Origin of the sequence: Halobellus litoreus, from assembly GCF_024464595.1 — an archaeon.
Classification (GTDB): Archaea; Halobacteriota; Halobacteria; order Halobacteriales; family Haloferacaceae; genus Haloquadratum; species Haloquadratum litoreum.
The window spans coordinates 16,563-39,333 of sequence record NZ_JANHAW010000002.1 but is presented as its reverse complement, the minus strand read 5'-3'; the positions used below and the strand labels follow the sequence as shown (position 1 = coordinate 39,333).

Below are 22,771 nucleotides of genomic sequence, written 5' to 3'. Positions count from 1 at the left end.
ATCAGCTCCCTTTCTCGACGATCTCGATGCCGTACACGAACGGATTGGCGCTGCCACCGTCCTTGCTGAGCGAGATATCGAGGGTGCCGTCGTCGGCGGTCACCTCGAAGGACTTCGTCGTCGCGTTGTCGAAGCCCACGTCGGTCATAATGTCGTAGTCGTTCAGGACCGTCTGGCCCTCGGCGGTCACGTCGAAGATCCGGGTCCCCTCCTCGTCGTTGGGGCTCCACTGCTCGATGAAGTACAGCCGGATTTCGTAGGTCTCGCCCGACGTCACCGAGAACTCGTAGTCGAGGGTGGAACCGGAAGACGGCCACCGCTCGGTGACGAAAATCTGCTCCGGTGTCCCCGCCGGGACGCTGTCGGTGACGTTGAATTGGTTGTCGTGCGTGGTCACTCCCCCGTTGGTGAGGAGGTAGCTCGAGTCGGTCTCCCAGTTCGGTTCGTCAGAGACCGAGATCTCCGATCCCGCGGTGTTGACTCGGTAGACGACGTTCGACGACGTCGGTTCGCTGACCGAGACGGTCTGCTGGGTCGAGGCGATCGCACCGTCGTCGTCGGTGACCGTGAGGTTCACCTGATAGGTGCCCGCGCTCTGGAAGGCGTGCGACGCTTGCGCACCAGTGGCGTCGGTCGTGCCGTCGCCGTCGAAGTCCCACTCGTAGCTCGCGATCGAGCCGTCGGGATCGTTCGACCCAGAGGCGTCGAAGTCGATGCTCTGGCCGGTCTCGACGTCCGTCGCCGACGCGGTGACCGACGCGTTCGGTGCCTGATTCGCCGCACCGCCGGTCGCTTCCAGCACTTCGATGGCGAAGAGGTTCGCGCTGTTGTCGTCGCTGACGTCGGTGATCGTGAGGTCGAGCGTGCCGTCGTCGGCGGTGACCTCTGCGCTCTCCATCGTCCCGTTCTTGAACCCGACCTCGCTGGAGGTGTCGTAGCCGCTCAGGACCGTCTGCCCCTCCACCGTCACGTCCATCACGCGGTCGGCCGATCCGTCCGCCGAATCGTACTGTTCGATGTAATACAGGCGGACTTCGTAAGCCTCGCCCTGCGTGGCCGGGAACGAGTACGCCAGGTCGTCGTCGGTAGCGTACCGTTCGTACTCGAAGACGGCGTCCGGCGTGCTCGCGGGGACGGCCGCCCCGACCTCGTAGTTCAGCGGTCCGTCCTGGAACGTCAGCCAGTTGGTCGTTCCCACATTGTTGTCGTCGACCAGGTACTGGCTCGTTGCGGAGTCGTTATCGGCCATCCAGTCCGGGCCGCCGTCGGTCGCCGTGATCTCCGGACCGCCGGCGTTCAGACGGTAGAGAATCGACGACGTCGTCGGCTCGGCGACCGTGACCGTCGTGGTGGCGGTGTCGGTCGCGCCGTCGTCGTCGGTGACGGTCAACTCGACCGTGTAGGTACCCGCGCTGTCGTAGCTGTGTGAGGGGGTCGGACCCGTGGCCGTGGTCCCGTCGTCGAAGTCCCACTCGTAGCTCGCGATCGACCCGTCGGAATCGTTCGATCCGGACGCGTCGAAGTCGATGGTCTGGCCGGTTTCGACGTTAGTCGCAGACGCAGTTACCGAGGCGTTCGGGGCCTGGTTACTGGCTCCCGGCTTCACGACTTCGACTCCGTACATAAACGGAGATGCGCCACTCGCCTGCGAGAACGAGAGATCCAACGTCCCGTCGTCGGCGGTCACCTCGAAGGACTTCACCGTCGCGTTCTTGAACCCGACATCGGCGACCACGTCGTAGTCGTTCAGAACGGTCTGGCCGTCGATCGTGACGTCGAACACCCGATCGCCGGGATCCTGCGTATCGCTGTACTGTTCGATGAAGTACAGGCGAACCTCGTAGGTCTCACCTTGGGTGACCGGCAAGTCGTAGTCGATCGTGCTCCCGCTGGTGGGGTAGCGTTCCGTCTCGAACACGGCGTCGGGAGTGCTCGCCGGGACCGAGGGTCCGACCGTGTAGGTCGTCCCCGACCAGTCTGACGTATCTCCCGCCGTCGTCATATACTGGGAATCCGATCCCCAGTCAGGACCGCCATCGATCGCGCTGATCGTACCGCTTCCCGCGTGCAGACGGTGGACGACCTGGTCGCCGCCGGGTTCGGCCACGCTGATCGACACCTGCTGGGTCGTCGTGTATTCGCCGTCGGAGGCCGACAGCGTGATATCGTAGTCCCCCGCGTCGTCGGTCTGCGGCGATGCCGTCAGCGTGCCCGTGCCGTCGCCGTTGTCGGTGAAGCTCGCGAAGCCCGGGAGGTTCGACGCCGACAGCGTCAGCGCGTCACCGTTGGGGTCGGTCGCCTCGACCGTGACGGTCGTCGAGTCGCCCTCGGTGAGGAACTGGTCGTCGACCGACTGGATGCTGGGCGTTTGCGAACCTTCCTCTAGCTTCAGAACGATCACGTTCGAAGCCGTCCCGGCGTGTCCGTCGTCGCCCTGGACGGTGGCGACGAAGTAGTTGAACCCGCTCTCGTCCGCGGGCGAGGTCAGCTCACCGGTCAGGTTGGTGAGCGTCGCGTCGACGGTGGCCTCACCGTTCTGGTCGAGTTGGACGTCCGTGATCGTGTAGTTCTCGACGTTGTTCGCCTCGTAGGGTTCGATGTCGTAGCCCGGCGTGCCGTCGTACGTCGGAACGTCCTCCAGCAGGAGCGTCGCCTCCGCGTGCATCAGCCGCACCGTCTCGCCGGGCGGGCCGCTGATCTCGATGGTCTGATCTGCGTCGGCGACGGTCGCGGCGGTGTGTCTGTCCGAGAGCGTGGTCGCCTGGAGGGTCACGTCCTGCGCGTCGATGCTGGGTGCGTCGGGGGCGTTCGCTCTCGCGACGCCGGTCGAGCCGGCGAGACTGCCCTCGTTGAAGGTGCCCGAGGATGCAGTCGTGCCGTCGGCGAACGACGCGGTGACAGTCGTGCCCGTGAGATCGATGCCGGACTCGGGGCCGGCGAGGACGGACTGCTGGCCGCCGCCGCCCTTGATGGTGTTCGGGTCGCCGTCTGACGCGTAGGTGATCGTCTCGCCGGGGTCGAAGTCGTCGAACTCCATATGCAGCGCCTTGTACCCGTCAGTGCCGTCGACGCCGTTGACCGGCTTCTGGAACTCGTGGCTGGTCAGAACGGCGCCGTCCTCGTTCACGATCCGGATGTCGGTAGCGCCGGGGTTACAGCCGCCGTCACCGGCACACCCCGTCGGATCGTAGACCATATTCTCGATCAGCGACGTACTCTTGTCGATGGTGAGCGACTCGATCTGCTGATCGCCGGTGTTGGTGATCTGGACCGAGTCCTCGAAGTAGGTGGTCGCGTCCTGCAGCGTGACCTTCCCCTCGGGGAAGGCCGCCTCGGTCGTCGTGATGGCGACGGTCGCCTCGCCGCCCGACGGTTGGGCGGCGCCGGGGTCGTAGTCGAGGACGATCGGGTCCGACGTGAGACCGGTGTCGCCCTGCGCGTCCTCGGTGACCGCGACGATGTAGTTGAGACCGCCGGCCGCGCTGCCGTTCGTGAGCGTCACGTCGACGGTCGCCTCACCGTTGTTGTCGAGAGTGATCGTCTGTTCGTCGAAGTTCAGGATCCGATTCGCCTCGTAGGGTTCGAGGTCGTAGCCGCTCACGCCTTCGAGATTGAGTTCGCCCTCGAAGCGCAGCACTCGAACCGTCGAACCGGGCTCTCCACTGATCTCGACGGTCTGCTGGGCCGAGGAGACGGTCGCCGCGCTGTGTCGTGCGTCGAGCGCTCCCCCGTCCAGCGTCACTCCTTGGACGTCGAGATTCGGTGCTGCCGGCACGTCCGACTTGGCCGTTGCGACGGCGCCGGCCGCGCTCCCGTCGCTGAACGGCGACGTCGTCTGCGTCGTTCCATCGGCGTACTCGATCGTGACGGTGGCTCCCGTCGTTTCGAGACCGGAGATCTCGAGCCCCTGCTGGATCGGCGTCGCGCCCTTGACGCTCAGGGCGTCGGTGTCCAGCGATACCGTGAACGTCTCGCCGGGTTGGAAGTCGTCGTAGGTGAACGTCAGCTGATCGTAACCGTCGTCGGGGTTACCCTCGTGCGGCTGGCTGTAGGACGTCTGGAACGCTCCTGCGCCCGAGGCGTCCTTGACCGCGTTGCCCGGCGTCCCACTGTCCGTGAGTGGTCCGAAGACGACATCGGGCATTGCGGCGGTCGAGAGGTCGAACGTCACCGATTCGATCTGCTTGTCGCCGGTGTTTTCGATTTCGACGGCTCCGCTCTTCCAGGTGCTCGTGTCGATGTTGCTGTTCCCCTCGTTGAGCGAAACGGTTGCACTTCCCTCCTCGGCTGGCTGGAAGGAGACGCGGTGGACCGAACCGCTGATGTCGATGTAGTAGAGCGATCCGTCGGGGCCCTGGTCGATCTCGACGACGTTGTTCGCGTCGCTCTTGAAGTCGTGGCTGCCGGTGACGTCCCCGTCCGAGTCGAAGGTCAGGTACTTGATCCATCCGGAGACGTAGTCACCGTAGAAGTACGCACCCTCGTACTCGCTGGGGAACTGCGATCCGCGGTAGAAGTCACCGCCGGTGATCGATTCACCGACGTCGTGACCGTACGTGTAGACCGGATCGTCGTAGGCCGGATCGCTACACTCGCCTTCGCAGTCGGGCCAGCCGTAGTTGGCTCCCGCTTTACCGAGGTGGATGTCCTCGGCGGTGTCCAGCCCGACTTCGGCGACGAAGAAGCGGTTCGTCTGATGGTCCCACTCCGCACGGAAGGGGTTGCGCAGCCCGGAGGCCCAGACGTCACCGCGGGTGTTCGGATCGCCGTCGTTGACGTACGGATTATCGGACGGGATCGAGCCGTCCTTGTTGATCCGGATGATCTTGCCTCCGGTCGAACTCAGATCCTGTGCTCGGGAAGCCGTGAACTGCTCGCCGGTCGAAAGGTACAGTTTCCCGTCAGGTCCGAAGTCGAGCCCACCTCCGTGGTGGTACGTGGCGTCGCCCTGGATCGAGCTGTTCCATATTTTCGTCTCGGTCGTGGGATCGGCCGTACTCTGCAGGCCGCCGCCGTTCTCCTGGTGAACGAACCGTGAGATCTGATTCGTGTCCGTGTTCTCGTTCGTGTAGTAGAGGTAGACGTACCCGTTCGACTCGAAGTTGGGGTCGATTGTCACGCCTAGAAGGCCCTGCTCGCCGTTCGTACTGACGCTCGACAACGAGAGGTACTCAGAAGTCGAGAGGGAGTTCCCCTGTTCCTCGGCGATCAGGACGTCGCCGCCACGTTCAACGATGAGTATTCTGTCGTCCGGCAGGACCTCCATCGCGACGGGCTGGTCGAGACCGCCAGCCATCTGTTCGGTGGTGAAGGTTCCGGCCGAGGGATCGGTGACGGATATCTGTTCGGTGGCTGTCGCGGTCGCGCCGCCGTCGTCTGTGACCGCGAGTTCGACCGTGTAGGTGCCCGCACTCTGGAAGGTATGCGAGACACTCGGTCCGGTCGCGTCAGTCACCCCGTCGCCGTCAAAATCCCACTCGTAGCTCGCGATCGAGCCGTCGGGGTCGTTCGATCCGCTCGCCTCGAAGGATATCGACTGGCCAGTGGTACCCGACGTGGTCGACGTCGAGAGCGAGGCCGTCGGCGGAAGGTTCCCGCCCTCTCCCTGCTGGATGATCTCGATGCCGTAGATCAGCGGGTACGCGCCCCCGCCGTCCTGCGAGAAGTCGATGTCGAGGGTTCCATCGTCGGCCGTGACGGTGAAGCTCTTCATCGTCGCGTTGTCGAAGCCGACGTCGGCCATCACGTCGTAGTCGTTCTGGACCGTCTGACCCTCGGCAGCCACGTCGAAGATGCGGGCGCCTTCCTGCGCGTTGGGATCCCACTGTTCGACGTAGTACAGCCGGACCTCGTAGGTCTCGCCCTGCGTCGCCGGGAAGTCCCACGACATCTGTTGGTCGACGTAGCGCTCTGTCACGAAGATCTGGTCGCGAGTCGACTGGGGCACGCTGTCCGTGACGGTGAACTGCGTATCGTGGACCGTCACGTCACCGTCGCCGACGAGGTATGGACTCTGACTTCCGTCTGTCGCGTTGTCGACCGCCCAGTTCGGGCCGCCATCCGTCGCCTGCAGTTCCGGACCGCCAGCGTTCACGCGGTACACGACCTGCTCAGAGGGCTGACTGGCGACGGTCACAGTCTTGGTTGCCGTGTCGGTCGCGCCGTCGTCGTCGGTGACCTTCAGCGTCACGTCGTAGTCGCCGCCCGAGTCGAACGTGTGCTGGATCTGGGCGTTCGTCGTCGACTCCTCGAAGGTGCCGTCACCGTCGAAGTCCCACTCGTAACTGGCTATCTGCCCGTCCGAATCGGTCGACTCTGAGTGGTACGTGGCCGACTGGCCGGCCACCGGATCGTGGACGTGGAAGCCGGCGGTCGGCGGCTGATTCGCCTGCTGGCCGTCCTCGGTCAGGATCTCGATGCCGTAGACGAACGGTTTCTCGGAGCCGCCGTCCTGCGTGAACGTGAGGTCGAGAGTTCCGTCCTGGGGAGTCACCTCGATGGTTTCCATCGTGGCGTTCTTGTAGCCGACCTCGGCGACAGTGTCGTAGTCGTTCAGGACCGTCTGCCCCTCCATCGTGACGTCGAACACCCGGTCACCGGGGGTCTGGGCCGGGTCGTACTGTTCGATGAAGTACAGCCGGACCTCGTAGGTCTCCCCGGCAGTCACCGGGATGTCGTAGTCGATCGGTCCAGCTTCCGTCCACCGCTCGCTCTCGAAGATGGCATCGGGTGTGGAGTCAGGAACCTCCTCCCCAATCGAGTAGTTCGCACCCCACGTTTCGGGCGTCGATTGCTGACCGGCCGCCTGGAGATACTCGGTATCGTTCTCCCAGTCCGGCCCGTCGTCGACGGCGGTGATCGAGGAGTCACCCGCGTTCAGCCGGTAGACCACTTGTTGGGTCTGCGGCGCCGAGACTGTCACCTGCTGGGTCGCCGTCGCGGTCGCGCCGTCGTCGTCGGTGACGGTGAGCGTCACCGTGTAGGTGCCCGCGCTCTCGTAGGTGTGCGATGGAGACGCGCCTGAGGCGGTGGTCCCGTCGCCGAAGTTCCACTCGTAGCTCGCGATCGAGCCGTCGGAGTCCGTCGACCCGCTCGCGTCGAAGCTCACCTGCTCGCCCGTCGCGGGATCGGACGGCGAAGCGGTGAACGCGGCACTCGGGGACTGATTCCCGTCGCCGACGGTCGCGCCGGTCGACCACGCGTTGATGAGCTGTTGAATCTGCTGCAGGGAGATCGTCTCCCCGCCCGTGTTGGGCACGTCCGCGCTCGTCGACCACCAGTTGATCGCGAGTTGGATCTCTTGGAGGCCGATCTGATCGGTCGGCGCGTTCTGGCTCGCCACGGCCTGAGCGACCGTACTGTCTGCGCCGTCACACGGACCGACAGCGGTGTAATTCGCCGTGTACGTCGTATCCGAGTCCGGAACCGTGATCGTGTGCTGGGTCGCGCCGCCGTCGGACCAGCCCTCGAACTGGTACTCCGTTCCGTCCATACACTGCGTCTGCGGCGCGGAGACAGTGTGCTCGAAGCCGATGAGCGAGTCGTGGACGTAAGGAGTGGTGTGCGGGATGCTGTCGAGGTCGATCTCCAGTCCGCTCGGCTGGGTGTCGAAGGTCAGATTGACCTTGTCCGGTTCGACGACCACCGTCGCAGTGTCGGTGGCGCCCTCGGAGTCAGTCGCCGTGAGGTTGATCTGGTACGCCGTGTCGTCGTGGAAGTCGTGGCCGCTCGTCGGAGCGGTGAAACTCCCGCTGGAACCGGACACCGAATCCAGGTACGGGTGCCAGTGCTCGTTGTGGAGGAACCGAACCGTCCACTCGAGGTCCGTGCCCGAGAGTGAGCCGTCCTCCGGATCGGTCGCCGACCCGGAGAAGTCGATGGTGTCGCCGGCTTGGAAGAACGACCCGTCGGCGGGCGCGTCGATCGTCGCCTCTGGCGCTTGGTTCGCGCCGTCAGTTCCGGGTTGGACCACCTCGACGCCGAAGACGTTGGGGTTGTGTTCCCCACCGTCCTGAGCGACGGAGATATCGAGGGTGTCGTCGTCGGCGGTCACCTCGAAAGACTCCATCGTGGCGTTCTTGTAGCCGACGTCAGCGACCACGTCGTAGTCGTTCAGGACCGTCTGGCCTTCCATCGAGACGTCCATCACTCGCTCGCCGGCGCCGTTGGCTTCGCTGTACTGCTCGATGTGGTAGAGCCGGACCTCGTAGGTCTCGCCCTGCGTGACCGGGAACTCCCAATCGACGGACCCGTCGTTGGCGTATCGTTCGTACTCGAAGACGGCATCGGGCGTGCCCGCCGGCACCGCGGACCCGACGTCGTACTGCAGCGGGGGATTGGGGGTGAACGAGTTCCAGTCCGTGGTACCGTCACCGCCGCCCACGCGGTATTGGCTGGGCGAGGTGCCGGTGTCGCTCTCCCAGTCGGGGCCGTCTTGGACCTGGATCTCCGGTCCGCCGGCGCTCACGCGGTAGAGCACCTGCTGGCCCTGTTGGGTCGAGGAGACGCTCACCGTCTGGGTCGTCGTCGCGGTCGCGCCGTCGTCGTCGGTGACGGTGAGTTCGACCGTCTGGTCACCGCTCGAAGTAAACGCCTGCGAGACGCTCTCGCCCATCGCGTCGGTGGTTCCGTCGCCGTCGAAGTCCCACTCGTAGCTCTGAATCGAGCCGTCGGAATCGCTCGATCCGAACGCGTCGAACGTGACCGACTCGCCCGTCGTCGGATCGGACGGCGAAGCGGTGAACGAAGCGCTCGGCGGTTGGTTGCTGGTGTCATCACTCGGCTTCAGTACCTCGATGCCGTAGACGAGGGCGTTGTTGCTGCCGCCGTCCTGCGCGATCGAGAGATCGAGAGTGCCGTCGTCGGCGGTCACCTCGAAGGACTTCATCGTCGCGTTCTTGTAGCCGACGTCGGCGACGACGTCGTAGTCGTTCAGGACGGTCTGCCCTTCCATCGAGACGTCCATCACCCGATCACCGGGGTTCTGGGCGGAGCTGTACTGCTCGATGAAGTACAGCCGGACCTCGTAGGTGTCACCGGAAGAGACTGGCAGGTCGTACTCGAGCGTGTTGTCGTCGGCCGGCCACCGCTCGCTCTCGAAGATGGCGTCCGGGGTCGTCGCCGGCACCGCCTGGCCGACCGAGTAGGTCGTTCCCGACCAGTCGGACTGGTCGACGCTCCCCTGCTCGTACAGGCTGTCCGACTCCCAGTTGGGACCGTCGTCGACAGCCTGTACGCTCGAGTCGCCACCATTCAGCCTGTAGAGGATCTGCTCGGCGCCCGGTTCGATCACCGAAATCGTAACCGTCTGGCTGGTGGTGTCGTCCCCGTCACTGACGGTTACAGTCGTCTGATACTGCCCGGTGTCAGCGGAGGAAGGCGACAGCGACAGCGTAGCTGTCCCGTCACCGTCGTCGGTGAACGAGGCGAAGCCCGGGAGATTCTCGACGGTCAGCGTCAGCGGATCGCCGTCAGCGTCCGAGGCGGTGATGTCAATCTGTTTGCTCCCGTCTGCGTCCACGAAGACGTTCGCGGGCGCGTCGAGCGTCGGTTCGGCGTCGGTCGTGTCGTCGTAGGTGACCTTCTGAAGCGTTCCGGAACCGATGTCGAGGTAGTACAGCGACCCGTCCGGTCCTTGATCGATCTCGACGACCGGTCCGACGTTATCGTCGAACGTGTTGACGCTCTGCACCTCGCCGGAGCTGTCGAAGGTGAGGTACTTCATCCAACCACGGACGTAGTCGGCGAAGAAGTAGGCGCCCTCGTACTCGCTGGGGAACTGGTTACCGTGGTAGACCACGCCCCCGGTGATCGAGGCGCCGGACCCCTCGTGCGGGTAGGTGTACAGCGCGTCGGTGTACTCCGAGTTGCTGCACTCGCCCTCGCAGTTGGGCCAGCCGTAGTTGGCACCCTTCTCGCCGATGTGGAGGTCCTCCTGTGCGACGGACTGCTGATTCCCGCCGACTTCCGCGATGTAGTAGCGCGGATTCTCCGCCTGGAGGTCCCACTCCGCACGGAAGGGGTTGCGCAGGCCGTACGCCCAGATCGCGTCGACGTTTCCACCCGATCCGTCGACGAACGGGTTGTCCTGCGGAATCGTGCCGTCCTTGTTGACGCGGATCACCGAGCCGCCGGCCTCGGTCAGGTCCTGAGCCTGGTTTCCATCGACTTCTTCTCCGATCGTCAAGTAGAGCTTCCCGTCGGGGCCGAAGTCGAGCCCACCACCGTGGTGGTAGTTACTTTTTCGTTCGCTGTTGTCCTCCCAGACCACGAACTCGCTCGACGGATCCGCGGTGCTCTGGAGCCCGCCCCCGTTCTCCTGGTGAGTGAACCGGGCGATCCGATTCTTTCCACTGGATTCGGGCGTGTAATAGAGGTAAACGTAGTTGTTCTGTTGGAAGTTCGGATCGAGCGTGAGGTCGATCAGTCCCTCCTCACCGGCGGTGTCGAGGTCCGTGATCGTCATATACGTCGACGTCGCCCCAGTCTCCGGATTGACGATCAGCACCTCGCCGCCCTTCTGTAAGAGGAGCATTCGACCGTCAGGCAGGAACGTGGTTGCAGTGGGTTGGTTCAATCCGGAGAGCACCGTCTCCGTGTCGAATCCTGGTGGTTGGATCTCGGCCACCGCTCCACCGGTTTGAATGGCGGCCTGTTCTCCTACGGGTTGGCTGGCCCGCTGTTGGCTTTCCGTCTGGGACACACGGTCTGCGTTACCACCCGAGGCTGGCGGTTCGAGCTGTTGGCTCGATTCGGGCGCGTGCGACGTCCCGGCGTCATCGACGACCGACGCGCCGGCGACGCCGGCCATCGGCGACGTAATCATAAATATCGCCGCGAGGACCGCTAACAGTCGTGTTCGTGTCTTGTTCGTCATATCGATGCTCTGTCGTAGGGGCGTCTGTCTGAATCGTACATACGTGTCTCCCCGGTGGCAGGTACGATCAGCCGGGGTTGCCCGGTTGTTGACCGATATGTACCGTGAGTATTGGCGCGATACTGCGAAAAAACGGACGAATAAGGACTTATAGCGGCTGTTTAACGGATCTTCAGGCAGCGGTCGATGGTGGGCGTTCGCCGAACAGCCAGTAGCAGACGAGCGTGGCGCAGACCGTAACCGTCAACGTCACTCCGACGGTTGGAAGATTCGACCCCGGAACGAATGCGACGACGGCCGTCGTCGAGAGCCCGGTCGCGAGAGCGACCTGCCAGAGTGGCCTGCTCCGTCTCGATTCGTCTCGGTGGAGGTGCGACTCGAGAAGACTTGCCCGGTCCGTCAGTCGTAACCGCACCCATTCGCGATCCGCAGTGACGAACCCGGCCTCAGTGAGTTTCGGGAGATGATTCTGGTGAAGAGCGGTGTAGACGCTCTTCCGCTGGCGGTGTGTGACCGCGGCCGGGTCGATGTCGTTCTCGCGAGCAGCGATCTGCGTCGCGAGTGTGCCGATGTCCATCGGGGAGTCCGCCTCCCGCAGTACCTGAATGGCGAGTCGTCGACGACGGTTGCTCAGCACCTCGAAGAGCGTGTCAGCGGGGACCGACTGTTCGGCTCGTTCGCGGACCGGCCCTCTGAGCTCACCAGGATCCATCTCGGCTCTACCAGACAGCGGTAACGGAGGTTGTAATTGTCAATCTAAATGAAAGAAGTCGGCGGCTAACCGTCCCCGAAAACGACCAGATGACACACGTCGCCGCCCCACGGAGCCGACACGCTCTTTCGGGTCACCGTCGTAGCCCCGTCCGTGATGAGCGACGACCGAAGCAGAGCACACGTGTTCGTCAGCGGAACCGTCCAAGGCGTCTACTATCGGGCCTCGACGCGCGATGCGGCCCGCGACCGCGACGTGGACGGCTGGGTCCGGAACCTCGACGACGGCCGCGTCGAGGCGGTCTTCGAGGGACCCGAATCGGACGTCGAGGAGATGGTCGAGTGGTGCCATACGGGGAGTGCGGCCGCCTCCGTGGAGGACGTAGACGTGACGTACGAGGAACCAGAGGGCGAGTCTGGCTTTCGGATCCGCTGGTGAACCGTTGTGCCGGAACGACCGACGGCACGCGCTGTCGAGGGCGACCGGCGGCAGGGCTTCTCCGAGGACTGCCAGCGCCCGACGAGAACCTCGGTGAACGTCCCAGCGCCGCGGAGTCAGCGCGTTTCGCCCCGGCCAGACTTCGATAGGGTTCTCTCCCACCGCGGTCGGGACCGCGTCCCATCACGGACGAGCACACCGACCGCGACGTTCGCTCCTGTCCGCTCCTTTGGTCGTACGGTGGCACCGGAAGCGGGAGCAATCTGGCTCCACGTATCGACGTTCGTCGACACGTTACACCGCTGTCACCCGATATCATCGCTGTCCGGGAAACGATATATCAGTTCCTCTCGTAACCAACTAACGAGATGATACCTGATATCTCCACGACGGTACTGCAACTGGACGCCGGAGCGAACGGAATCGCGTTCCTCCTGGGACGCGTTCTCTTCGGAGCGGTCCTGGCGTTTATGGGTGTGAACCACTTTCTGAACGTCGACGGAATGACGGGGTACGCCGACGCGAAGGGGCTTCCCGCGCCGCGGCTCGCGGTCGTGTTCAGCGGCGGAATGTTGCTGTTCGGCGGTCTGGGTGTCGCCGTCGGCGCGTATCCGGCGCTGGCCGCGGGGGCGATTGCGCTGTTCCTGCTCGTCTCGACGCCGACGATGCACGACTTCTGGGCCGTCCCCGAGGAACAGCAACAGGCCGAAATGACGAACTTCCTCAAGAACGTCGCCCTGCTCGGCGGCGCACTCGTGTTTCTCGCGCTTTCGGGAAACGCGTGGCCCTACGCGGTCGGGATCGGGCTCTAAGAAACCGGCCGGTCACCCGTGTCGCGTAGGCGACGCCCGACTGTGCCCCTGAATTTTCGGGACGTTTAACCCATCGTCTCTCCCGCATAGGGATATGAAAGCGACAGCGAAGGCCCACCCAATTCAGGGACTGATCAAGTATCACGGGATGCGGGACGAGAAGCTCCGACTCCCGTACCACGACAGCATCAGCGTCTGCACTGCGCCGAGTCACACGAAGACGACCGTCGAGTTTCTGCCCGACGGCGACGAGGACATCTACCGGATCGGCGGGGAGCGAGTCGAGGGCCGCGGGGCCGAACGTATCGACGCCGTGGTCGAGTACGTGCGCGAGCTCACGGGGGTCGATCACGCGGTCCGGCTCGAATCGGCGAACTCCTTCCCGTCGAACATCGGCTTCGGGTCCTCGTCGTCGGGATTCGCGGCCGCGGCGATGGCGCTCTCGGAGGCGGCCGGCCTAGACCTGACTCGTCCCGAAATCTCGACGATCGCCCGACGCGGCTCTTCGTCGGCCGCCCGCGCCGTCACGGGCGCGTTCTCACACCTGTACTCGGGGATGAACGACGAGGACTGTCGCTCGAAGCGGATCGAGACCGACCTCGAAGACGACCTCCGCGTCGTCGCCGCGCACGTCCCTGCGTACAAAGAGACGGAAGAGGCACACCGCGAGGCCGCGGAGAGCCATATGTTCCAGGCGCGGATGGCGCACGTCCACCACCAGATCGACGCGATGCGCGACGCGCTCTTCGACGCCGACTTCCACCGCGCGTTCGAGTTGGCCGAGCACGATTCGCTGTCGCTGACGGCGACGACGATGACCGGGCCGGCGGGGTGGGTCTACTGGCAACCGGACACCATCGCCGTGTTCAACGCTGTCCGCGAACTCCGGGAAGAATCGGAGATACCGGTCTATTTCTCGACCGACACGGGAGCGAGCGTGTACGTGAACACGACCGCCGAGCACGTCGAGACGGTGGAGTCCGCGATAGCGGACGTCGGCGTCGACACCGACGTCTGGGGGGTCGGCGGCCCCGCACAGATCCTTCCCGAATCGGACGCGCTGTTCTGAGCGTTCCGTTTCCCCTACCGGGACTGAGTCGGCCTACTACTATAGTCATTTGAATAGTTCGAGATATATTATACCGGATATATTATATATTATCTATTAGTGGCGTCTGAAGACTGTAGTGGTTACAGGTTGTTCTGAATTTTAATTTCTAGAATTCGCCAGCGCGTAATAATATCTCCTCGTAATTACTACCAATAAAATATGTATCTAATCAACCTTATGATTTTGGCATCGGCTGTCCGGCCAGCATCGGGATAAATAACATCAGTACATATGTTATTTTTGTAGCGCCGCTATCGTCCCTGCGCGCGTCTTCACGACCGTGAACGCACGAACCGCGCGGGGAGTCTTCCCCCAAGTCGAAATGAAAGGAGCGGGCTCCGACTGAAGCCTCGCCCGACCCCGTTCTCCGCCCAACGATTATGTACTTCCGGACCGCAGCGGGGGTATGGCAGACGACAGCTGGCAGACGGACGATCCGAACCTCGAACTGGGCCTCCAGCGCGTGATGGAACTCGAAATCGACGTCGAATCACCGATCGAGATCGGGCAAACCGGCGACGGGCAGCGGCGCATCATCCCGATTCTCGGCGGCACGGTCACGGGCCGGATCGAGGGGACCGTCCTCGAAGCCGGCGCGGACTACCAGCTCTACCGTGACCGACGACCGACCGAACTCGTCGCCAAGTACGCGTTCGAGACGACCGACGGCGACCGCGTCTACGTCGAGAATCGAGGGATGCGCGTCGCCGACCCGGCGATCAAAGAACGGCTCCGAGAGGGGAAACCGGTCGACCCGGAGGACGTCTACTTCTGTTCGGTGCCGGAGTTCGAGACGGCCGCGCCGGAGTTGGAGTGGTTGACCGAGCGCGTCTTCGTCGCGGCCGGCACCCGCCAACCGAACGGCGTCCGTCTGGCCGTCTATCAAGTCTCCTAACCCGAGCGGCTACGTCCGGGCGTTCACGCGACGCTGCATAGACGATCAGACGGAGTCGTGCAGTCTGGCTGGCTACCGGTTGCAGACGTGCAGCGCGTAGTCGAGGGTCGACACGTACGTCTTCTTCAGAGAACAGAAATTCGCTATATTTGAACGGTAGTTATAAGATAAAGAATGCACTCTCGTCGATTATGGAACGAAATGAGACGGAGCCGAACACGCCGGTGAAGACGGCCCAGACGACGTTTCGGATCGTGGAGACGCTCAAAGCCCTCGACGGCGCGACGGTCACCCAGCTCGCAAACCACCTCGACATCGCGAAGAGCAGCGCTCACAACTACCTCCAGACGCTCGACCACGAGGGGTACGTCGTCGAGACTGACGGGACCTACGAGGTCGGGCTACGCTTCCTCGACCTCGGGGGGTACGCGCGCTCCCGCGAACGCCTCTACAGCATCGCCACCCCCGAAATGGAACGGCTCGCGGAATCCACGGGCGAGTACGCCAATCTGCTGGTCGAAGAGCACGGGGTCGGCGTGTTCCTCGCGCGCGAGCGCGGTGAAAGCGCCGTCAGTCTCGACTCCTACACGGGACAGTCGGTACGGCTGCACACGACGGCCCTCGGGAAAACCGTGCTCGCGTATCTCTCCCGCGAGCGGGTCGAATCGATCGTCGACCGTCACGGCCTTCCAGCGATGACCGACCGGACGATCACGGACCGGACAGAACTGTTCGACGCGCTCGAAGAGATCCGACAGCAGGAGTGCGCCTACGACAGGCAGGAGCGGATCAAGGGTCTCAATTGCGTCGCCGTCCCGATTTTGAACGACGACGACATCGCCGGGGCGCTGAGCGTTTCGGGACCGGTGAGTCGGATGGACCAAGAACGGATCGACGAAGAGATTCTGCCGGAACTCCGTCGGGCGGCCAACATCATCGAACTGAACCAGGCACACTCGTGACGCTCTAACTGAACTTCACGATGTGAGAGGGGAACACTCGTTCATCTGTTACGAAAATCGAGGTTGGCGATCACGAATAAATAATCATTTACGTTTCTAATAACCGACCCCTACTGATTCCAAACACGATAGGTCCTCCAGCGTTCATTATATTCGAATATATATTCAGGAATGTCGAACTTACTGGGCCTTCCACCGGGTTCCTCCGGCAGACGTTCGCGAGTATCGAAGGACTCAGTAGTGCGGTCCCGCCGTCTACGAGTCGGGAGAACAGCGACAAGCCGTGGCGACCGGAATTCGAGCGGTTCGCTCGGTCAGACGACCTGATTCCACGGCGTCCCCCCGTCATTGAGGCGGCCGACGTTCGTCGCGACCAGGTCGGCGATCCGGTCGCCGTAGGTGGCCGCCTGCGCCGCGGCGTGGGGGGTGACGACGACGTTCTCCATCTCCCAGAACGGCGCGTCCGCCGGGAGCGGTTCGTCGTAGAAGACATCCAGCGCGGCACCGGCGATCTCGTCGGTCTCCAGCGCAGTGACGAGGTCTTCCTCGACCACGATCTCCCCGCGGCTGACGTTGACGAGGTAGGCGTCGTCGCGCATCGCCTCGAACACCGACTGATCGACGAGGCCCCGGGTCGCGTCCGTCAACGGGGTCGTGAGCACGACGAATCTCGCGTCGGCGACGGCGGTTTCGATCCGTGCGGGATCGTACACCCGATCGAGACCGAGGCCGGAGACCGGTCGGATGTCGACGCCCCCGACGTCCATCCCGAGGACGCCGAGTCTGCTCGCGGCACTCCCACCGAGTTCGCCGAGACCGACGACGCAGGCCGTCGATCCGCTCACCTCGAACGGGCGTCGCCAGTGGAGTCGCTCCCACGCTTCGTCGCGCTGCTGGTCTCGGAACCGGTGGAGCCCCTTCGCGAGCGTCAGCACCAGGCCGGTGACGGTTTCGCCGACGAGGTCGCCGGCGACGCCGGTGCTGTTGGTCATCGTCACGCCGCGCTCGCGGTAGGCGTCGAGCGGGAAGTCCTCGTACCCCGAACGGATGTTGTGGACCCACTCGACGCCGTCGAGGAACTCGTCGTGGTGAAACAGCGTGACGACGCCGTCAAAGTCAGCCGCCTCGTCGGTCTCACACACCTCGAATCCGCAGTCGATCTCTTCCGCCTCGGCGAGCAACGTTCGAAGGTGCTCGGGCGGACACGGATGCGTTCCCCAGTCGTGGATACCGACGCGGTCGATGGCGCGTTCTCGGGTCATAGTGTCACCACTGGAGGACGGAAAATAGTTCCTCGGGTCGCCGCCGCGGGACGGGCAGACGGGAGGGATGTCGAGAGCGACGGCGAAAGCGGAGGGCCGCGACGAGTGTCCGATCAGAACGCCGTAGTCAGCGGTTCAGCGTGTGGATCGCCTGCCCCTGCGCGTTCTCGGCGGCCTCCATCACGGCCTCCGCGAGGGTCGGGTGGGTGTGAACGGTCCCGGCGACGTCTTCCAGCGTGGCACTCATCTCGACGGCGAGCGCGACTTCCGCGACGAGTTCCGACGCGTTCGGACCGACCAGTTGCCCGCCGAGAACGATTTCGCTCTCCTCGTCGGCGACGATCCGAACGAACCCCTCTGACTCGCCCATCGAGAGCGCGCGGCCGCTGGCCCGCAGCGGCATCTCGCCGACGACCGGGTCGAATCCCGCCTCGTCAGCCTCTGCCTCGGTCATCCCGACCGTCGCGATCTCGGGATCGGTGAACACCGCCGCGGGAATCGCCTGCTGGTCGAGCGCCGCTGGTTCGCCCGCGGCGACCTCCGCGGCGACGATCCCTTCGGCGCTCGCCTTGTGGGCGAGCATCGGCTCGCCCGCGACGTCCCCGACGGCGAAGACGTTCTCGACGTCGGTGCGCGCGCGGTCGTCGGTGGCGAGGAACCCGTTCTCGTCCGGTTCCAGGCCGATGCTTTCGAGTTCGAGCGTGTCGGTGACGGGCTGCCGACCGACGGCGACGAGCACGGCGTCGCCGAGATACTCCGACGTCTCTCCGTCTTCGGTCTCCGTCGTGACGACGACGCCGTCGCCGGTTTCCTCCCAGCCGCTCGCTCCCTCGCCGAAGTGGAACTCGATGCCGAGACTTTCGGCGCGCGAGCGGATCGTCCGCTGGACGTCCGACTCGTACCCCGGCAGGACGTCGTCGAGCATCTCCACGACCGTCACGTCCGTCCCGAGTTTCGTGAGCATCGTCGACAGTTCCATCCCGATGTAGCCCGCGCCGACGACCACGAGTCGGTCCGGCAGCGATTCCATCTGGAGGAGGTCCTCCGAGGACAGCACGGGCTCGTCGGCGAATTCGAAGCCGGGGACCTGGATCGGTCGCGACCCCGTCGCGACCACCGCGTGCTCGAACTCGACGGTCTCCATCCCCTGCCCCTCGCCCCCGTGGGCGATGCGCGCCGTGTGCTCGTCCTCGAACGAGGCCGTCCCCTCCAGGAGCGAGACGCCGTTGGCCTTACAGAGCTTCTCGACGCCGCTCGTCAACTGATCGACGACGCCCGATTTCCACGCCTGCATCCGACTCATATCGACTGCCGGATCGGCGTGAATTCCGAGATCCTCGGCGGTGGCCGCGTCGTGGACGACGTCCGCGCCGTGGATGAACGCCTTCGAGGGGATGCAGCCCCGGTTCAGACAGGCCCCGCCGTAGGCGTCTTTCTCGACGAGCGTCGTGTCGAGTCCCTTCTGTGCGCCGCGAATCGCAGCCACGTAGCCGCCGGGGCCCGCGCCGATCACGAGCAGGTCCGTCGCCGTGGCGATGTCGCCCATTACCATACGGTCTCCCACTCGCTCCCGGGTCAAAAAGTCACCCGTCTGCGTCTGCACGGGGTCGGGTCCGCCGGTCGCGGGCGACTCCCGCGGATCTCCTTCCGCGGACCTACTCCAGCAACAGCCGCGACGGCTCGACGAGCAGTTCCTTCACGCGGTTCGAGAACTGGGCGGCGTCCGCGCCGTCGACGAGGCGGTGATCGACGGACATCGAGAACCGCATCGTCTCGCGGGCGACGACGTCACCGTCGACGACCCACGGGCGCTCCTTGATCGGCCCCATCGCGAAGATGGCCGCCTCGGGGTGGTTGATGATCGGCGAGGAGAACTCGCCCCCGATCACGCCGATGTTCGTGATCGTGAACGTTCCGCCCCGCATCTCCTCGGGTTTGATCTTGCGGTTGCGCGCTCGCTCGGCGAGGTCCTGGATCTCGTCGGCCAGCTGTTTGAGTCCCTTCTCGTCGGCGTTGTCGATCACCGGGACCATCAGGCCCGCATCCGTCGAGACCGCGATGCCGACGTTGTACTCGTCGTGGAGGACGATCTCCTCGTGCTCCTCGTCGAGACTGGAGTTGAGGTACGGGTGCTCCTGCAGCGCCGTCGTGACCGCCTTCACGACGAGCGGCAGGTACGTGAGCTTCACGCCCTCGTCCTCGGCGATGGCGGCGAGTTCCGTCCGCAACTCCACGAGTTCGGTCGCGTCGAACTCGTCGTGATGAGACACGTGCGGGGCGGTGTACTTCGATTCGGCCATCTGTTCGCCGATCGTCCGCCGAACGCCGCGGTAGGGGACGCGCTCGCCCGAGCGGGCTTCGGCGTCGCCGACGGCCGGTTCGCCGCCAGCGTCGGCAGTCGCTCCGGCGGCCCCCGCCTCTCCGCTCGGGGCGGCCGTCGACGCGTCCGACTGGGCGGCCGCCGCTTCGGAGGAAGTCACGGCAGCCCCCGCCGAGTCGCCGGCCGCGAATCGCTCGACGTCCTCGGGCGTCACGAACGGTTCTCCCTCGCGTTCCTCGCTGGCCGGCACCGTATCGAGGTCGACGCCGAGTTCCTCGGCGAGCCGTCGCGTCGCCGGCATCGCGAGCGTGCGGTCGCGGTCGGTCGCGGTCGGAGCGACGGCCGCCGCGGCCGCAGGTTCGGCCCCGGAGTCCTCGTCGCTCCGCGTCGATTCCGCCGCGGCAGCGTCCGCCGGCGCGGCGGTGGCTGCCGGTTCGGTGCCGTCGGCCGTCGCTCCGGTCGCCGCGACGGCGTCGGTCGCGACCGCCGCTTCCGGGGAGCCCCCGTCGCCGGCGTGCGCTCTGACGTCGGCACCGGTCACTCGCCCTCCCGGGCCAGACCCCTCGACGGCAGCGAGATCGACGCCGAGTTCACGCGCGAGCGAGCGGGTGCTCGGCGCGGCGAACACGCGGCCCGACGGAACGGGAGCGTCGTCTGATTCCCCCGGCCGGACCTCGCTCCCTGCACTCGACTCGGCCTCGGTCGTCGCACTCGGCTCGGTCGGTTCCGCATCGGCTTCCGAAGCCGTCGAATCGGCGGTTCCAGCAGGCTCGCTCCCGCCGGCGTCCTCCGCGTCGCCCGCGACGTCGAACGTCACGAAGACCGCGTCGACCGGGACGATCTCGCTCTCGTCGTAGTGCAGTTTCGCGACGGTCCCCTCCTGTGGGCTCGGGATCTCGACGAGCGCTTTGTCGGTTTCGACCTCGGCGATGACCTGGTCCTCGACGACGGACTCTCCTTCGTCGACGAGCCACGAGACGAGTTCGCCCTCGGCGATGCCCTCCCCGAGGTCCGGCAACTCGAAGGTTCGTTCTACCATACCAGTCGGTCGACGCACAACCCTTTCAGTATTTCCCTGCGCGTTCCCGTCCAGAGGCGTCGAAAAACAGCTACAACACGGGGACCGAATCAGTCTGCGAGCGCCGTCTCGATACCGTCGAGGATCCGCGGCGGATGCGGGAAGTAGAAGTCCTCCATCGACAGCAGCGGGACGGGCGTGTCGAAGCCGGTCACGCGCTCGATCGGCGCTTCGAGGTACATCAGCGCCTCGTCGTTGATGCGGGCGACGATCTCGCTCCCGACGCCCAGGGTTCGCGGCCCCTCGTGGACGACGACGCAACGGCCGGTCTTCTTCACCGACTCGACGATCGTCTCGGTGTCCATCGGCGAGATCGAGCGGAGGTCGATCACCTCGGCGTCGACGCCCCCGTCCTCGACCGCATCGAGCGTCGGCGGCATCATCGCGCCCCACGCGACGACTGTGACGTCGTCGCCCTCCCGGCGGACGGCCGCCTCGCCGATCGGGACCTCGTGTTCGCCCTCGGGGACGTCCTCGCGGATGGAGCGATAGATCCGCTTCGGTTCCATAAACAGGACGGGATCGGGGTCGCGGATCGCCGCGGTCAGCAGTCCCTTGGTGTCTGCGGGCGTGCTCGGGATCACGACCTGGAGGCCGGGAATGTGGCCGTACGCGCCCTCCAGGCTCTCCGAGTGGTGTTCGAGCGCTCGGACGCCCGCACCGTAGGGCATCCGGACGACCATCGGGGCGCTCAACTCGCCGCGGGTGCGCCAGCGGATCCGACTCGCGTTCGTGACGAGCTGGTCGAACGCGGGCGGCAGGAACCCCGAGAACTGGATCTCGGCGACCGGGCGGTAGCCGTACATCGCCATCCCGGCCGCGCCGCCCACGATCGCGATCTCCGACAGCGGCGTGTCGACCACGCGTTTGCTCCCGAACGCTTCGAGCAGTTCGTCGGTGGCGCGGAAGACCCCGCCGCTCTCGGCGACGTCCTCGCCGAAGACGACGACTCGGTCGTCGCGTTCCATCTCCGTGTGCAGTGCGTCGTTGACCGCCTGTACGATAGTGGCCTGCATAGTCATCCCTTTGGTCGCTGCTCGATGTAATCGTACATCTCGGGCCGCCGTTCGAGAAGGTTCTCGAACTCGGCCAGTTGGCGGGCGAGTTCCGGCGGCAGTTCGTCGTAGAGGTACGTGAACATCTCCGAGACGGCGCGCTCTTCCATCTCGTTGGCGGCCGCGAGCGCCTCGTCGAACTCGGCGTCGATCTCCTCGACGACGGCGTCGTGGTCGATCTCGGACCACAGCCCCTCCGATTTCAGGAACTCCCGGTAGCGCTCGATCGGGTCGTGGGCTTCCCAGTGCTCGACCTCCTCCTCGGAGCGGTAGCGCGTGGGATCGTCGCTCGTCGTGTGCGCGTCGAGACGGTACGTGACCGATTCGACGAACACCGGTTCACCGTCACGCACTCGCTCGCGGGCGGTCTCGACGGCGTCGTACACTGCGAGGACGTCCTGGCCGTCGACCCGGATCGCGTCGATCCCGTAGGCCAGCGCCTTCTGGGCGATCGTGTTCGCGCCGCTCTGTTTCTCGTACGGCATCGAGATGGCGTACTGGTTGTTCTGACAGAAGAAGAGGGCCGGCAGGCCGAGCGACCCCGCGAGGTTGATCCCTTCGTGGGCCGCGCCGGTGCTCGTCGCGCCGTCGCCGAGGTAGGCCGTCGCGACTGCGTCGGCGTCGTCCAGATGCATTCCCCAGGCCAGGCCCGCGACCAGCGGGAGGTGCGAGCCGATCGAGATCGCGATCTGGGAGTTGTGCTTCGCGAAGGCCTCCTGTCCCTCCTCGATTCCCCGCCAGAACAGGATCATGTCTTTCATCGACGCGCCGCGCATAAACATCGGCGTCCACGCGCGGCCGACGTACAGCCAGTCGTCTGGTCGGAGCGTGAACGCGCTCCCGATGATGCTCGCCTCCTGACCGCGGGTGGAGCCGAACGTGCCCAGTTCGCCCCGCCGCTGGATGTTCACCATCCGCCGGGAGAACACCCGATCGGTCACCATCCACCGATACAGGTCCAAGAGCTCCTCGTCGTCGAGGTCCGGGATCGCACGCTCGTCGTACGATCCGTCGGGCGCGACGATCTGGTGCGTGGGCACCGACAGGTCCGACTGCGAGAGGTACCGCACGTCGCCACCGCCGTCGTCGCCGGTAGCCGGAGGTGCTCGTATGTCTGACTCTCTATCGCTCATTCGACGACGCGTTCTTGAGCGGGCCCGGTAATAAAATCGCGGGTCGGACGCGAGTTCCGGTTCGCCGCGGCGACGAGACCGACAATTGCCACCACGATTTATTACGCATCGGTCGGA

12 protein-coding genes are annotated in these 22,771 nt (G+C 64.9%); 5 read left to right on the top strand and 7 right to left on the bottom strand.

The window, feature by feature from the left end:
- Position 1: 1 nt before the first annotated feature.
- Together NO360_RS07790 and NO360_RS07785 are read right to left on the bottom strand one after the other, a co-directional pair.
- Positions 2-10,876 (bottom strand): malectin domain-containing carbohydrate-binding protein, encoded by a 10,875-nt coding sequence (locus NO360_RS07790; protein WP_256307189.1) that lies wholly within the window; start codon positions 10,874-10,876, stop codon positions 2-4.
- Positions 10,877-11,048: 172 nt separating this feature from the next.
- Positions 11,049-11,588, bottom strand: a complete 540-nt coding sequence (locus tag NO360_RS07785; RefSeq protein ID WP_256307187.1) for a DUF7344 domain-containing protein — start codon at positions 11,586-11,588, stop codon at positions 11,049-11,051.
- Between the two features lie 156 nt (positions 11,589-11,744).
- Between NO360_RS07785 and NO360_RS07780 the strand changes: the two genes are divergently transcribed.
- The 5 genes from NO360_RS07780 to NO360_RS07760 all read left to right on the top strand — a co-directional run bounded on the left by NO360_RS07780 (position 11,745) and on the right by NO360_RS07760 (position 15,806).
- On the top strand, positions 11,745-12,026 hold the full coding sequence (locus NO360_RS07780; protein WP_256307186.1) for an acylphosphatase: 282 nt from the start codon (positions 11,745-11,747) through the stop codon (positions 12,024-12,026).
- Positions 12,027-12,394: 368 nt separating this feature from the next.
- A complete protein-coding gene (locus tag NO360_RS07775; RefSeq protein WP_256307185.1) occupies positions 12,395-12,838 on the top strand; it encodes a DoxX family protein in 444 nt (147 codons plus the stop codon).
- Positions 12,839-12,932: 94 nt separating this feature from the next.
- Positions 12,933-13,907 carry a phosphomevalonate decarboxylase MvaD gene (mvaD, locus tag NO360_RS07770; protein WP_256307184.1) on the top strand — a complete coding sequence of 325 codons (975 nt, stop codon included), beginning with the start codon at positions 12,933-12,935 and terminating at the stop codon, positions 13,905-13,907.
- 448 nt (positions 13,908-14,355) lie between these two features.
- Positions 14,356-14,844 (top strand): DUF3237 domain-containing protein, encoded by a 489-nt coding sequence (locus tag NO360_RS07765; RefSeq protein WP_256307183.1) that lies wholly within the window; start codon positions 14,356-14,358, stop codon positions 14,842-14,844.
- A 191-nt stretch (positions 14,845-15,035) separates the two neighbouring features.
- Positions 15,036-15,806, top strand: a complete 771-nt coding sequence (locus NO360_RS07760; protein WP_256307182.1) for an IclR family transcriptional regulator — start codon at positions 15,036-15,038, stop codon at positions 15,804-15,806.
- A 314-nt stretch (positions 15,807-16,120) separates the two neighbouring features.
- On the opposite strand, the gene NO360_RS07755 is transcribed toward NO360_RS07760, so the two are convergent.
- The 5 genes from NO360_RS07755 to NO360_RS07735 form a co-directional block, all read right to left on the bottom strand.
- Positions 16,121-17,068, bottom strand: coding sequence for a D-2-hydroxyacid dehydrogenase (locus NO360_RS07755; RefSeq protein WP_256307181.1), 948 nt, complete (start codon positions 17,066-17,068; stop codon positions 16,121-16,123).
- 127 nt (positions 17,069-17,195) lie between these two features.
- A complete protein-coding gene (lpdA, locus tag NO360_RS07750) occupies positions 17,196-18,620 on the bottom strand; it encodes a dihydrolipoyl dehydrogenase (RefSeq protein ID WP_256307180.1) in 1,425 nt (474 codons plus the stop codon).
- Positions 18,621-18,723: 103 nt separating this feature from the next.
- Positions 18,724-20,427, bottom strand: coding sequence for a 2-oxo acid dehydrogenase subunit E2 (locus NO360_RS07745; protein ID WP_256307179.1), 1,704 nt, complete (start codon positions 20,425-20,427; stop codon positions 18,724-18,726).
- 89 nt (positions 20,428-20,516) lie between these two features.
- Entirely contained in the window at positions 20,517-21,482 is a 966-nt protein-coding gene (locus NO360_RS07740; protein ID WP_345780188.1) for an alpha-ketoacid dehydrogenase subunit beta, read from the bottom strand.
- Between the two features lie 2 nt (positions 21,483-21,484).
- The gene (locus tag NO360_RS07735; protein WP_256307177.1) at positions 21,485-22,654 is read right to left on the bottom strand and encodes a thiamine pyrophosphate-dependent enzyme; all 1,170 of its coding nucleotides are present in this window, start codon (positions 22,652-22,654) and stop codon (positions 21,485-21,487) included.
- Positions 22,655-22,771 lie beyond the last annotated feature (117 nt).